Raw genomic sequence first — 14,721 nt, 5'->3', positions numbered from 1 at the left:
TGCTCAGATACCAGAACACGGGTAAACCTGCAGACCCGCTGAACAGGCTCTGTCAAGCCTGTTCAGCTAACAGGTCAGGCACCATCCATTAACCAGTAATAACCAGTATCAGGATCAGAGTCCAGCCTGAGCGCGAACTTCAGCAGCGAAGTCCACTTCTTCTTTCTCGATACCCTCGCCAACTTCGTAACGAACGAAGCCAGTGATAGTTGCCCCAGCTTTCTTGGCCAGAGCACCTACCTTGACATCAGGGTCTTTAACAAAAGGCTGTTCAGTAAGACTGTTTTCAGCCAGGAACTTGTTGATACGACCAGCAATCATCTTTTCGATAATTTCAGCTGGTTTACCAGACTGCTCTGCCTGAGCCTTGAAGATTTCCTTCTCTTTTTCAACCAGCTCAGCAGGCATGTCGTCCTTGTTAACCACCTGAGGGTTAACAGCAGCAACGTGCATAGCTACATCACGAGCCAGCTCGGAGCTGCCACCGTCAAGGCTAACCAGAACAGCAATACGCTTGTTACCGTGAACGTATGCGTCAATCACGCCACCTTCTACGATTTCAATACGACGGACACCGATGTTTTCACCGATCTTCTGTACCAGCGCCAGGCGTGCTTCTTCCAGTTCACCTTCCATCAATTTGGCTACGTCAGCTTCCTTACGGTCAAAAGCAGCGTCTAACACTGTCTGAACGTAACCCAGGAAGTTGTCATCACGAGCAACAAAGTCGGTCTCGGAGTTAACTTCAACCATTACACCGAAGCTTCCATCTTCAGCAACTTTGGTAGCGACAATACCTTCAGCTGCGGTACGACCTGCTTTCTTGGCGGCTTTAGCCTGACCAGATTTACGCAGCTCTTCAATCGCCTTTTCAATATCACCTTCTGAAGCAACCAGAGCCTTTTTGCACTCCATCATGCCCAGGCCAGTGCGTTCACGCAGTTCCTTAACCAGTGCTGCAGTAATTGCTGCCATGGTGGGTTCCTCTCGCAAATATTCAATAAGGGATTCAGGGCAGCCTTGAGCTTAGTTGTTTAGCGCTTCAAGCTTACGACATACAAAATAGGCTTGTGCATACTGAAGCTCCTGTCAATGACCACCCCAAAGTGACAAACGCTCTTTTAAATCTGAAAAAGGGGGCCACGCCCCCTTTTCGCAACGACCAGAAGATTAAGCTTCCTTAGTGTCTTCCTGGTCGTCTTCAGCCTTGGCTTCAGCTGCTTCTGTAGTTTCTGCAGTTTCAGCTGCTTCTGCAGCTTCTACTTCAACTTCTACAAACTCGCTTTCAGCGCCTGTGTTGGCAGCGGAACGACCTTCAAGAACAACATCAGCAGCAGCTTTAATGTATAACTGAATAGCGCGAATCGCATCATCGTTACCAGGGATAACGTAGTCAACACCTTCAGGACTGGAGTTGGTGTCAACGATACCGATGACAGGGATGCCCAGCTTATTGGCTTCCTGGATAGCGATGCGCTCGTGCTCGACATCGATAACAAACAGTGCGTCTGGCAGACCACCCATTTCCTTGATACCACCCAGAGAGCGATCCAGCTTTTCCAAATCACGACGGCGCATCAGGGCTTCTTTTTTGGTCAGCTTTTCGAAAGTGCCATCTTCAGCCTGAGCTTCCAGGTCACGCAGACGACGTACAGACTGACGAATGGTCTTGTAGTTGGTCAGCATACCACCCAACCAGCGATGTGCTACGAAAGGCATGCTGCAGCGAGCAGCTTCTTCACGAATGATCTTACCGGCGGCACGCTTGGTACCAACAAACAGAATCTTGTTCTTACCTTCGGCCAGCTTGCGAATGAAGCTCATCGCTTCATTAAAGGCAGGCATGGTGTGCTCAAGGTTGATGATATGAATCTTGTTACGAGCACCAAAGATGAATTTATTCATCTTCGGGTTCCAGAAACGAGTCTGGTGACCAAAATGCACGCCCGCCTTGAGCATGTCACGCATGGTGACTTGAGCCATGAGAATTCTCCTGTTACAGGGTTAGGCCTCCACACACCCCATGAGTTCGACCCAACGATCAGCTCTCGCTGACTGCACTCGGGCACCCTGAATCATGTGTCGGTGTATGTGAGTTCTGTTTACAAAATCAGATAGTAACCTCGCAATCAGGTGACCCTGAACACGAGGACGCAATTTTATACCACAATCTTATGATGATTCAAAGTCGACAGATTTCTTTGCAGGAGGATTCTTTATACAGTTGAAGCCAGTTCCAGTTAACAATAACCAACTCTCTCTTCTTTTCTGTTAGAATTTCAGCAATGAATCCATAAAGCCCCTGGGAAGCTACCGAAGCAGACCGTCATAAGTGATCAAAACGACCTTGTTAACCCGTCATCAAAGATCACTCACTATAGAGCACTCTCGGTATTTCCTGCGCCTGACAAAGAATATTTGAAATGAACGTTACGATCAAAACCCCTGAAGATATTGAAAAAATGCGCATCGCCGGCAAGCTGGCTGCCGAAGTACTGGAGATGATCACCCCCCACGTAAAACCTGGCATTACTACTGGCGAACTTGATCGTATCTGTCACGACTACATCGTTAATGAACAGCAGGCTATTCCAGCCCCCCTGAACTATGGTGCTGCACCCGGTCGCCCCGGTTTTCCAAAATCCATATGCACCTCTCTGAACCATGTTGTCTGTCACGGCATTCCCAATGACAAGAAGACCCTCAAGAACGGCGACATGCTCAACATCGACATTACTGTTATCAAAGACGGTTACCACGGTGACACCAGCAAGATGTTCCTGGTCGGCAACGTCCAGCCCTATGCAGAAAAATTAGTCAATGTCACACAGGAATGTCTCTACAAGGGCATCGAGATCGTCAAACCCGGTGTAAGGTTGAGTGATATTGGCCGGGTCATCGCCCAGCATGCTCACGCCAACCACTACTCTGTGGTTGAAGAGTTTTGCGGCCACGGCATCGGAAAGGTCTTCCATGAAGATCCTCAGGTACTTCATTACGATGGTTATGGCGATCATAACGATTATGTTCTGCGGGAAGGCATGACATTCACTATTGAACCCATGATCAATGCCGGCAAGAAGTTCACCAAACTCCTGGGAGATGGCTGGACTGCGGTCACCAAGGATCGTCGCCCTTCAGCCCAGTGGGAGCACACCATTCTTGTTACCGCTGATGGCGTCGAGGTACTGACTCTCAGAAGTGAAGAAACGCTTCCTTTTTGACCCCTGAATGGCTCGCACGGTTTATTTATAGAATCTGATCTGTAGAATTTCGCCTTCAAAGAAGCGCGAGCCGTTTTTTTAGCGACGGAGTGCCAGGAGAATAATCTATTATGAATCACGCAACCCCAAAGATTCCGAATCAGCTTGAAGCCCAGCTGTTTGATAAAAACTCGTTTGTTACCGCTCTCAGCAATCAGCCTTCCATCCCTCTTTACAAAGACACCATCCAGTCTGGCAGAGATATGCTGAACCAATGGTTCAGGAAAAAAGTCAATATTGATCAGCTGGTATACAGTCATACTTGGCTTATCGATCAAATTCTTATCACAGTATGGGAACAATCTGCCTGGGACGATTCTGAACACATCAGCTTGCTTGCAGTAGGAGGCTATGGTCGGGGCGAGCTTCATCCCGGCTCCGATATCGACATTCTGATTCTTCTGGAGAATGACGAGTACCAGACCCACCAGACAGAAATCGAAACTTTTTTGACGACATTGTGGGACATTGGCCTGAAAGTAGGCTCCAGTGTGCGGTCCATAAAAGAATGCGCCGAACAGGCCAGAGACGATCTGACCATCATCACTAACCTGATGGAAGCACGCCCCCTCTGTGATCCTGAAAATCTCAACAAGCAACTTCAGGAAAAGATCAGCGTCCACCATATGTGGCCCAGCAATCAGTACCTTCAGGCCAAATTTGACGAACAGAAGGCCCGACACAAAAAGTATGCTGACACCGCGTATAGCCTGGAGCCCAACATAAAAGGCTCACCCGGCGGCATCCGTGATTTGCACATGCTGGGTTGGACCGCAAGACGTCATTTCGGTACCCAGGACCCGATCAAACTGATGGCTTTGAATTTTTTGACAGAAGCCGAATACGAACAACTCATCCGCTGCCGGGCATTTTTGTGGAAGATACGATGGGCACTGCATACACTGGCCGGCCGGGGCGAAGACAGACTCCTGTTTGACCACCAGCGATCACTGGCTGAACAGTTTGGCTACCGGGACCAACCTGGCTCACTGGCGGTAGAACAGTTCATGCAAAGCTACTTCCGCACGGTTCTGATTGTTGGCCAGTTCAAAGACCTGATCCTCCAGAATTTTGATGACAAGATTCTGAATGCGGACAAACCGCAGACCGTAACGGCTATCAATGATCGATTCCAGATACGCAATCAGTACATTGAAGTTACTCATGACCGGGTATTCGCTGAGCACCCGCCAGCTATTCTGGAAATGTTTGTCCTCATGACCCGCGACCCCGATATTCTCGGCCCAAGGGCTGAGACCATCCGGTTGCTGCGCGATATTCGTCACACCGTTGACAGTCAGTTCAGAAAAGACCCAAGGTGCGCAAAATTATTCCTTCAGCTTTTGCAGGCACCCTATGGATTAACCATCAGTCTCAGAAGAATGGCTCGCTATGGCATCCTTGGCCGCTACCTGCCAGAGTTTGGTCGCATTATTGGCCAGATGCAGTTTGACCTGTTCCACACCTATACAGTCGATGCGCATACTCTGTTGCTGATCAAGCACCTGCGTAGCTTTCGCTACGAAGAAAACAAGCAGCGCTACCCTATTGCCTCTCGAATCATACATGACATCAAAAAACCAGAGTTACTCTATGTCGCCGGCCTTTATCATGACATCGGTAAAGGGCGTGGAGGTGATCACTCTCAGCTGGGCGCCGATGATGCCGAAGTATTCTGCCGAAGACACGGCCTGCGTCGTGTCGATACGAAGCTCATTGTCTGGCTGGTACGTGAACACCTCACCCTATCGACCACGGCCCAGAAAAAAGACCTGTCGGACCCGGAAGTCATTCAGGATTTCGCTCGTAAAGTGGGCAATCTGAACAGCCTGAACCATCTTTACCTGCTCACTGTTGCCGACATTAATGCTACCAATCCTGAGTTGTGGAATGGCTGGCGATCTTCCTTATTGCAACAGCTGTATAGCCAGACCCGCCTGGTCCTGGAGCACGGCATAGAGAATATGCCTGACAATGATGAAAGACTGCAGGACATTCAGCAGGAGACGCTCGCCTTGCTGGCTGATGACAACCTGGACACACAATCGATTCAGTCACTCTGGAACACTCTGGATGACGACTACTTTTCCCGTCATGACCCCCATGAAATTGCCTGGCATACGAGGGGAATTCTCGCTCACCAGGAGCGGCAACCCTTGGTACTGACACGGGAAACAGACACTGACAGGGAGCACGGTGGTTCTCAAATTTTTGTTTATGCACCTGACCGCCCCAATCTGTTTGCTGCAACGGTAGCCGGACTCGACTCCCTGCACATCAGTATCCAGGACGCAAGAATCATCACCTCCAGTGAACAGTTCAGCCTCGATACTTATACCGTATTAGAAGAAGACGGTTCAGCCATAGGTAACAATGAGTCTCGCATTGTGCAGATACAGAGTTACCTGCAAGATATTCTCAGCGATTCGGGGCAAATGCCCGTTGCTGCCCAGAGACGCACCCCCAGACAACTTCGGCACTTCGCCAAAGAACCTCTGATCACCATCAGCAACTTACCCGGCATTAAAAAGACACTGCTGGAGATCAGGGCAACCGACAGACCCGGACTTTTGGCCAGAGTCGTAAGGACTTTCGTGGAACTGGAGCTGCAAGTCCATAATGCCAAGGTTGCTACCTTTGGTGAAAAACTCGAAGACAGCTTCTTTATCACGGATAAAAACCATCAGCCCATCAGTGATCCTGATGTTGCCGAGCATATCTGCCTGACTCTGAAGCAGATTCTGCAACAGGCCTCTGAACAGGATGTCATCCGCTTTCAGAAACCATAAGTTCTTAGCCAGGCCGACCGGGGACTTCAAGCTGTTTATGACTCTTATGTCCCTTTATGGCTGTACCAAAAAACACCGGAGCCAGGAAAGCATTAACAACACCTGCAAAGTGTTGCATAGTCGGAAATATTCTAAATAAAAAACATCTTTTTTCAGTGGCTTAACTATTTTTAAGCTTTTGATTAACAGGTGTGATGATGAAAAAACTATATCTTATCCGGGTATCGTTCAGTTTTGTCATTACTGTGTTGCTCCTGCTGACCCCACCAGCTTCGGTTGCAGAGCATTTCCTACTTGTTTTTCAGAGTCCGCAAACCGTCGTCAGAGTACACCTCTCTGTACCCCTTGATACAGAAGCGAATCAAGCATCGGTAGAGCAAGGATTGCAAGAGCAACCCTCTGGATTGTTACCCAGTGATGATCGTGAAGACCAGAAATATACAACGGTAGGTGGCTTGCCAATTTCTGAACCGGCGCCTTCTCCCCAGGCCCAGCCCTCTGATCTTGCATCAGGTGGTAATGATGAAAATCAGGAACCAGGTGCAGTTGGGGGATTGCCGGTATCTACCGAAAGTCAGTTCACTGATTTGACATATATTATTAACGACGAAGGCCAGAACTCAGGAGGGCTTCCTTCACCCGTTTCACTGCATTTCATTGAACCTGATGATGGGACTGGAGCAACTTCTTCCCTACCCTTAACAACTCAACCAACTGCTACATCGAAAGAATATATCCGTCCACTGCCAACCAAAAGTTCAAGCGTTTCCTCCTGGTTGGAAAGAGTAGAGGATGGCGGTGGTGCATTTTTTTTTGAAGGTTCTCCAGATCAGCTGGATGAATTTGTCGTTCTGTTCGCCAGTCTGGTTGCTACGGAAGCTAAAGAAATGCATTCCTGTCAGCCGTTCACGCGGCTCCGCAGCTACATATGTGACTCGGATGTAAATCCGCGCTGGTATCGGGGAAGGATTGCGGTTCTCACTGAGTCAATCGCTATAGCGGCAGTTACCAGTGTTGGATTTAGTATGGGAATCCCTGCCTTGGGAGGCACATGTCTGAGTACCGGAATCTGTATTCCTCCCAGCATTTTAATGTTAAGCCGTGCCTGGTTTCCAAACCGGTTTCAGGTGAGTTTCACATTTCGATCGAATAATTTACTCATGAGTGAGGAAATCAATCATTTGCAGCAGATAGTGAATTTACTGCAGTGCACAGGAGGCTTTAATCTGGTGTCATTTCATTTCAACGAGCGGACCTCCACCCAGACACTGAGGTTTATCGTCCAGGTGCCTGACACAGTGAATGCTGGCAATCTCCGCGGCTTGCTTGAAAGGCAGAATCAGCAATTAACAAATCCGCTTCAAATAAAGGTATCTGCCATTGGCGAGCCAACAACACACCCTGTTGGTCTTCTGGAAACCAGCCTCTAGAGCACAGATTAACTTTATATCCGTTATTTCGGACTACAGAAGCCTGGTATCAAAACGCTGTAAGAGAGAAGAAATAACATACTCAAAAACCCCTTCGCCAAATTAACAAACAAACTGTTATGAGAAACATAAAAACCACCTGCTCAACTCAAACGCTCTTTATTAAAATTATTATAAAAAGCAGAATACGTGTTTTTTTTGAAAATCTGTATATCTTCACATCAAAATCATTCAGTAGAAATACAATAAAAAAATTCAAAGAATTCAAATACGCCGACTAGAATATGCGACTAGAAAAACATAGCAATTGAACATTGAAGCATAAGCACAAAATTTGATAGCAAAAATAGAGTCCAATCCACCTAAACAGTTGACAACCTGCCACCTTGAAGATTGAAAAAAACCCATAGTCGTATAATTCTCAAAACAACATTAGTCTCTGATTACGGAACAAAACGCACAATAATAAAAGAGTATTACCCGGATCAATCAGTCTACTTTGGGTGCAAGCAAACTCGAACACAGTCCCCAACTGATACAAGTCTAAAAAGTAGTTCAACACGTCAGTTAGTCAAATATATGGATACTTTTTCCTTCTCTATTTTAAAGTCACCCGGTCAAAGAATTCCCCGAACGTTTCTTTGTTTTTCTTTGTTTTTCTTTGTTTCCTTGTTAGTAAAATTTGTGGACGCCCCTTTATTTTATATTTTATAGACAGAAATATTCTAAATAAAAAGCATCTTTTTCCAGCGGCTTAACTATTTTAAAAACGTCTGGTAATCAGGTGCAATAATGTTTGAGTCTTTAAAAGACACATTATGGCGATTTTTTTATTACCCCTTACAGTTTGCAGACAACACCATCAACAATCATGGAGGAGTGTTTTCGGGCAAGCATTAATTGAATGCATTTTCTGTTTTTTCGGGAAGGCTTAGTTACTCGCCGGGTCTTTATTCTGCCCTGGAGCAACTCTCCCTTTCATTCTTATCTAATTCACTGTGCAGATTGGAAATGCGTTTCCGGCTATTAAGCTGGAGGAGTAATTATGAAAAAACTTTGTAGTGTTAAGGTGTTGTGCAGCTTTGTCGTTGCACTGATCTTTCTGCTGACCACCATGGTTTCAGTGGCCGATAATTACGTGCTTAACTTTAAAACCTCACAAACACACGTCAAAGTATACCTGTCTATTGATCCTGAAACTAACACTGATGGAGCACCAGAAGAGCAAGCCACGGCCACCGGGATGTCCCCCGATGATGTGAGTGGAAGCCATGAACATAAGACAGTTGGAGGGTTACCAATTTCTGGGCCGCCACCTTCTGTCCAGAGCCAGCCTCGCGATTTGACATCGATAGGCAGTGATGGAGACCGTGAACCTGAAACAGTAGATGGCATTATACAGGGACTGCTATCTGATTTGACAATGGTTGAACATGCTATAGATCAGGAACTTGGAGCAACAGGCGGCCCGCCAGTTTCTCCCCAGAGTCAGCCCCTTGATTTAAGATTTACTGGCATTGATTTAGATCAGCAGCCCGGAGCAGTCAGGCGCTGGCCTGCGTCTTCGCCAGTTTCAGTGACTATTATTGACTCTATCGACGCAGCTGATTCCACTTCAGCTGCCCAACCCTTAACCAATCAACCTGATGATGCGTCGGTGCATTCAGTCCACTATCTGAAAACAGGGAGTTCAATCGTCTATGCCTGGTTGGAAAGAAGAGAGGTAAGCGGCGGCAACCCGTTTCATATTTCTGCCAATGAACTTAAAGCCTTTGTCCGGATGTTTGCCAGTCTGGTTGCTATGAAAGTCAACAAAATGCGAAGCTGGAAGCCCTTTCCACGTTTCAGCACCTACGTCTTTAACTCCGAGGCAAATCCGACCTGGTCATGTGGAAAGTTTGCGGTGCTCTCGACGTTTCTTGCGGCAGCGGCAGGTACGGGCACTGGATTTGGTACGGGAGTCTCTGGATTAGCTTACGGATCTCTGGTCGCAGGGGGGGTCTTTACTCCTCTGTGTACCTGTTTTTTCAGCCATACACGTTTTCCAAACCCGTTTCAGGTGAGCTTCACTTTCAGTTCAAACCAGTTGCTTATCAGTCAGGAAATCTATGATTTTCAGCAAATTGTGAATATTCTACAGTGCTCGGGAGGTTATGAATTGGTATCGTTCAGTTTGGATGAGCTAAACGCCAGCCAGACACTGACGTTCAATGTCCGCGTGCCAGATAACGTGGATGCCAAACAGTTCCAAAACTGGCTGGAAAGTAAGAATCAGCAATTAGCTAATCCGTTTCAGATAAAAGTCTCTTCCATGGGCAAATCCGAAACCACGCTATAGGGCTAAGGTTGAATTTATCCGCAGCCGACAGATTAATCCTCATCTAAACATCCCCCCACTGATTCAAAGAAATCAGCGGGGGATTGTCTTTGCATCTACTTTTTCACGATTTCGTAGTGGTTCCTGCCTGCTTCGTCACAGATGCCAATGAGCCTGCTCAAAAGGCCAGCAGGTCACGTCCTGACGCTCAGCCTATTGTAAGTACCTAACCAGGTACTTAACGGGTGCCTTTTGAAAGAGTTTGGGTGATGGTATTGCCGGGTGGCAGTATATTGCGCTTTTTCAGTACTTTCTTCCTTATCTCAGCTTTGCTCTCTGCTTTTGCGACACCCTGGGAACTCTCACGCGATAAAAAACATCTTTTTCCAGTGGCTTAACTATTTTAAGACTTCTGATTAACAGGTGTGATTATGAAAAAATTTTTAATCATCGAAGCATTGTTCCATTTTGTCACTACAACAGTGTTTCTGACAGCTCCCATGGTTTTAGCAGCCGATGACTACGTGCTTAATTTCAAAACTTCAAAGACTCTCGTCAAAGTCTATTTATCTATAGACCCTGACAGAAAAACCGATGAAGTATCGCAAGCATGCGGGCTACAAGGGCATTCCTTTGTGTTACCAAACGTTGATAACAGTGCGAGTCGAAATTCCAAAAAGGCTGAAGGGTTACCAATTTTTAATTCGCCATTTTCCCGGGTTCACGCTCCTGGGATGACACCCTTTTATAATGATGAGACCGAGGAGCGAGGTGCCGTTGGGGGCCTGCCAATTGCAGTATCTTTATTCGAGCTTGAGTTTGAGTTTGATTCCGATGACGAAGATGAATCCTCTCCTCCAGCTCAACCCTTAACCACTCAACCCGTTGCAGTTTCAACCCATTCTATCCAAAATCTGCAAACTGGAAGAGCCTCGGTTTCCGCCTGGCTGGAAAGAGTAGAGATGGCCGATGACGCCCCGTCAATTCATGTTCCTTCAACCCAGCTCAATGAGTTTGTCCGTGTCTTCGCCAGGTTGGTTGCTATGGAACCAAAAGAAATGAATACCTACCAGCCTTTCACACGGTGTGGCATCTTTGTATGTGACTCGGCCGCAAATAGGATTTGGAAATATGGAAAGTTTGTGCCTTTCTTTGCGTTGATTTTGACAGCAGCAAGTTCCAGTGCTGCATTTGCTGAGGGAGCTCCTATTCTTGCTGCCGTATCCCTGGCAGCAGGGCTACTCATCACCTCTGCCTCTACCTTATTCTATAGTCTTACCCACTTTCCAAATCAGTTTCAGGTCAACTTCACATTTAGCTCGAACAATTTCGAAATCTGTAATTTGCAGCGAATAGCGATCATGCTGAAATATTCGGGAGGTTACGAATTGGTATCGTACATTTTGGACGATCAACACGATAGCCAGACACTGAGGTTTAATGTCCGGATGCCGGACGCAGTAGATGCCAACCAGTTAAAAGCCTGGCTCGAAAGTCATAATCATCACTGGGCCAGCCCTTTCCAGATAGGGGTCTCCGACATCAGCAGACCAAACTATATGGGTGAGCGGGAATCCAGACTTTAGAATTCAGTTTGAATTTATGGGCGGAAAACAGGACGGTAGCACAAAGCCTGCTGAATCCCGTCAGGTACAGGCCGCTGCCAGACGAGATGACAAGAAGCGCATCCAGAAACTGGAAAAAGAACTCAAACGCAAAGACAAAGCACTTGCTGAAACCGCAGCACTGTTGGTTCTAACAAAAAAGGCAAACGCGATCTGGGGGGAGCGCGAGGACGATTGATTCCTCTCCCTGATCGCAAGGAAGCCGTTGCTTTAATCCAGGAAGCTGTTTCACAGGGTGCACGTAAAGTGAAAGCCTGTGCTGCGCTCAACCTGTCGATACGCACGGTTCAGCGCTGGCAAACGGATGTGGAACAGGTACGGGAAGATCAGCGTCAATACGCAGACCGGCGAATACCTGCCAACCAACTGACCAAGAGTGAGCAGAACGAGATTCTGAAAGTCTGTAACAGCGAGCGATTTAAAAGTAAGTCGCCAAGCCAGATTGTACCGACACTGGCCGACGAAGGTGTTTATATGGCTTCTGAGTCAAGCTTTTATCGAGTGCTCAAGGCCTATAATCAACAGCATCACCGCGGTCGCAGTCGGAAGCCCGGAAAGCGGAAGCCAACATCGCATCGGGCCACGGGACCAAATCAGCTCTGGTCGTGGGATATAACCTTTTTAGGGTCACCCATCAGGGGTAAATATTATTACCTCTATTTGGTTCTGGACGTCTATAGCCGCATGATTGTGATTTAGCTGCATAAGTTGAGGCGACATCTACCTTGAAAGTTACCGATACAAGGCGGCCTATTGACAGAAAACAAGCAGGACGCGCCCTACAAGAGGTGTTGAAAAACGACCATAAAGGAACATCACAACCGATCTAAAGAGCCTCGATATCTTTGTTAAAAAGTCTAACAAAATACTTTATTTACTATGGTCAAAGGGAATGACTGGTTAATAGTTGTCATAGTCGGAAATGTTCTAAATAAAACCCCATTTTTTCCATAGGCTTAACTAATTTAAAATTTCTGATTAACAGGTGTAGTTATGAAAAAAATTTCGAGCATCAAGAGATTGTGTAGTTTTTTCACTGCACTCCTATTCCTGCTGACTCCCACAATTTCAGTCGCAGATAATTTCGTGCTTAATTTCAAAACCTCACGGGCACTCGTCAAAGTTTATCTGTCCGTAGAGTCTGACACAAAAACCGTCGCTGATGACCTAACTCCAGCCCCCGGATCACAGGGAGACTACTCTGAGTTACCAACCCATGAAAATACTGAAAGCCAGAGATCTGACATGGTTGGCGGGTTACCCGTTACCGGACGGATCCCTTCTGCCCAGAGTCATTCCAGTGGCTTGACATCGGCGGCTGACGATACGGGTCAGGAACAGGGAGCTGTTGGGGGAGTGCCGACTTCTCCGGCAAATGGTGCGGTTTCCTTACCAGTCTCAGTGTCTTTCTTTGATTCTGATAACAGGGCTGAATCCACCACTCCCGAACAGCCCCTGACCAGTCAGCCTGCTGCTATGTCGAGACGTTCCGCTGAATTTCTACCCACCGGAAGTGCCTCTGTTTCCGCCTGGCTGGAAAGAGAAGACCGTGGCGCTGGTGAACCGTTTGTACATATTCATGAAAACCAGCTGAAAACGTTTATCCACGTATTCGCCAGGCTGGTGGCCATGAAAGCCGACGAAATGTATTCCACCCCGCCTTTCTCCCGGCCTCACTGTGTATCAGACCCGGAAGCCATAGAGCCCGACCGTCAGCTCAGCTGCTTATGTGGTAACTATATATGTAACTCGGAAGTAAATCCGTCATGGTCTTATATGAAGTATGCGCTTGCGGCTACGGTTGTCGTGACAGGGGCTGTTTCAGGAGCTGGATTTGGTATAGGGATTCCAGAGCTGGGAGGCGGATGCCTGGGTGCAGGACTGGTCGCTTTAGGTCTGGAAGGCCTTTTCTTAAGTTATACCACCTTTCCAAAAGAGTTTCAGGTCAGCTTTACGTACAGTTCGAGTAATCTGGAAATCGATACTTTGCAGCATATGTTGCCGATACTGCAATACTCTGGAAGTTATGAGTTGCTCTCATTCAGTTTGAACGAACAAAACGCCAGCCATACATTGAGTTTCAGGCTATGGGTGACGAAGGCTGTGAATGCCGAGAAGCTAACAAAATGGCTCGATACTCGTAATCAGCAATTGGCTAATCCTTTTGAGATAGAGATCTCTTCTATCGGCGAGCAGGCAGATAAGGAGCCGGTAGATAAGGAGCCGGTAGATAAAGAGCAAACAGATGGCGCGCAGGCAGATGATGAGTCGGCAGATAACAAGCAGCCAGCAGATCAGCCAGCAGATAACAAGCAGCCAGCAGATAACAAGCAGCCAGCAGATCAGCCAGCAGATAACAAGCAGCCAGCAGATCAGCCAGCAGATAACAAGCAGCCAGCAGATCAGCCAGCAGATAACAAGCAGCCAGCAGATCAGCCAGCAGATAACAAGCAGGCAGAAGATCGGCCAGCAGATAACAAGCAGGCAGAAAATCAGCCGGCAGATAACGAGCTGATGGATAAAGTCGAAAAGGAAACCGAACTATAGGGCTCATTAACTTTATACAAGGCGGCAGGCCGGGTAGCTTTCCTATCGCAACAATGCATAGCGATAAAGCTGGCCTGCCGAAAGAAAATGAGTTAGACATGTCTCACAGCAGATACTGAAAAACGACCAGAAAGTAAAATTACAGCCTGATTTGAGTCACTTTGTATTTTTTCTCCATCTACAGCTACTCAGCGGGAATGGCTGATTGAGAGTTTTTACATTCAGATATCATCTAAGTAAAAAGCATCTTTTTTCATTGACCTAACTATTCTGAAGCTTCTGACTAAAAAGGTATGATTATGAAGAAAAAATGCCGCAATGCTCAGTTGCTTATTATTTGATCGGATTTCGTTTTGACAGGGAGCGCAAAAGCCAGACACTGATGCTTAATGTCCGAATGCCGCAAATGCCGACCAGCTAAGAGACTGGCTCGAAAGTTATAATCAGCAATCAACCAATCCCTTTCGGATAGAGGTCACCTCTATGATGCGAAGATCTGAACATACAGGCGATGAAAGAACCCGCTTATAGAGCCTGGGCTGAACTGTCTCACTATTGCTGACAGGTAAAAAGCCTTATAAAGCATATCACCAGACTCTGGTGGACAAATGCCTTGCCTCCACCAGAGCCAGATCACTGCTGGACTAAGGTGCATCGATCTGTACAATAGAGCGACCCTTCTTAAAGGAGCCTGATGGACTTAGACGATTTCAGCCAATTCCGGGAAGCCTGAGTCCAACAGACGCCAAG

The 14,721-nt window shown here is 47.1% G+C and carries 10 protein-coding genes; 8 read left to right on the top strand and 2 right to left on the bottom strand.

Translation table 11 applies throughout. From position 1 onward, the window contains the following. Positions 1–114: 114 nt before the first annotated feature. Positions 115–975, bottom strand: a complete 861-nt coding sequence (gene tsf / locus ACOMHB_RS13165; protein WP_422133627.1) for a translation elongation factor Ts — start codon at positions 973–975, stop codon at positions 115–117. Positions 976–1,170: 195 nt separating this feature from the next. Then, positions 1,171–1,983 carry a 30S ribosomal protein S2 gene (gene rpsB, locus ACOMHB_RS13160; protein ID WP_448216971.1) on the bottom strand — a complete coding sequence of 271 codons (813 nt, stop codon included), beginning with the start codon at positions 1,981–1,983 and terminating at the stop codon, positions 1,171–1,173. Between the two features lie 440 nt (positions 1,984–2,423). Here rpsB and map point away from each other — a divergent pair, with 440 nt between their 5' ends. The 8 genes from map to ACOMHB_RS13120 all read left to right on the top strand — a co-directional run bounded on the left by map (position 2,424) and on the right by ACOMHB_RS13120 (position 13,971). After that, the gene (gene map / locus ACOMHB_RS13155) at positions 2,424–3,224 is read left to right on the top strand and encodes a type I methionyl aminopeptidase (RefSeq protein WP_422133625.1); all 801 of its coding nucleotides are present in this window, start codon (positions 2,424–2,426) and stop codon (positions 3,222–3,224) included. Positions 3,225–3,334: 110 nt separating this feature from the next. Then, positions 3,335–6,052 carry a [protein-PII] uridylyltransferase gene (gene glnD / locus ACOMHB_RS13150; RefSeq protein WP_448216970.1) on the top strand — a complete coding sequence of 906 codons (2,718 nt, stop codon included), beginning with the start codon at positions 3,335–3,337 and terminating at the stop codon, positions 6,050–6,052. Between the two features lie 197 nt (positions 6,053–6,249). Beyond that, positions 6,250–7,482: a hypothetical protein gene (locus tag ACOMHB_RS13145; protein WP_448216969.1), complete on the top strand. Its 1,233-nt coding sequence runs from the start codon at positions 6,250–6,252 to the stop codon at positions 7,480–7,482. Between the two features lie 1,045 nt (positions 7,483–8,527). After that, positions 8,528–9,820: a hypothetical protein gene (locus tag ACOMHB_RS13140; RefSeq protein ID WP_448216968.1), complete on the top strand. Its 1,293-nt coding sequence runs from the start codon at positions 8,528–8,530 to the stop codon at positions 9,818–9,820. Between the two features lie 410 nt (positions 9,821–10,230). Further along, positions 10,231–11,385 (top strand): hypothetical protein, encoded by a 1,155-nt coding sequence (locus ACOMHB_RS13135; RefSeq protein WP_448216967.1) that lies wholly within the window; start codon positions 10,231–10,233, stop codon positions 11,383–11,385. Positions 11,386–11,401: 16 nt separating this feature from the next. Then, a complete protein-coding gene (locus tag ACOMHB_RS13130) occupies positions 11,402–11,602 on the top strand; it encodes a hypothetical protein (protein WP_448216966.1) in 201 nt (66 codons plus the stop codon). After that, positions 11,599–12,123, top strand: a complete 525-nt coding sequence (locus tag ACOMHB_RS13125; RefSeq protein WP_448216965.1) for a hypothetical protein — start codon at positions 11,599–11,601, stop codon at positions 12,121–12,123. Before ACOMHB_RS13130 ends, ACOMHB_RS13125 begins: the two co-directional genes overlap by 4 nt. Before the next feature lie 387 nt (positions 12,124–12,510). Next, positions 12,511–13,971, top strand: a complete 1,461-nt coding sequence (locus ACOMHB_RS13120; RefSeq protein ID WP_448216964.1) for a hypothetical protein — start codon at positions 12,511–12,513, stop codon at positions 13,969–13,971. Positions 13,972–14,721: the final 750 nt, after the last annotated feature.

It is taken from the genome of Endozoicomonas sp. 2B-B (assembly GCF_053470045.1).
This window is presented reverse-complemented; position numbering and strand designations above follow the sequence as displayed.

Coding starts and splice junctions, on each gene's coding strand:
- ACOMHB_RS13140 (WP_448216968.1), top strand. CDS start 8,528: ATGAAAAAACTTTGTAGTGTTAAGGTGTTGTGCAGCTTTGTCGTTGCA.
- tsf (WP_422133627.1), bottom strand. CDS start 975: ATGGCAGCAATTACTGCAGCACTGGTTAAGGAACTGCGTGAACGCACT.
- map (WP_422133625.1), top strand. CDS start 2,424: ATGAACGTTACGATCAAAACCCCTGAAGATATTGAAAAAATGCGCATC.
- glnD (WP_448216970.1), top strand. CDS start 3,335: ATGAATCACGCAACCCCAAAGATTCCGAATCAGCTTGAAGCCCAGCTG.
- ACOMHB_RS13145 (WP_448216969.1), top strand. CDS start 6,250: ATGAAAAAACTATATCTTATCCGGGTATCGTTCAGTTTTGTCATTACT.
- ACOMHB_RS13130 (WP_448216966.1), top strand. CDS start 11,402: ATGGGCGGAAAACAGGACGGTAGCACAAAGCCTGCTGAATCCCGTCAG.
- rpsB (WP_448216971.1), bottom strand. CDS start 1,983: ATGGCTCAAGTCACCATGCGTGACATGCTCAAGGCGGGCGTGCATTTT.
- ACOMHB_RS13135 (WP_448216967.1), top strand. CDS start 10,231: ATGAAAAAATTTTTAATCATCGAAGCATTGTTCCATTTTGTCACTACA.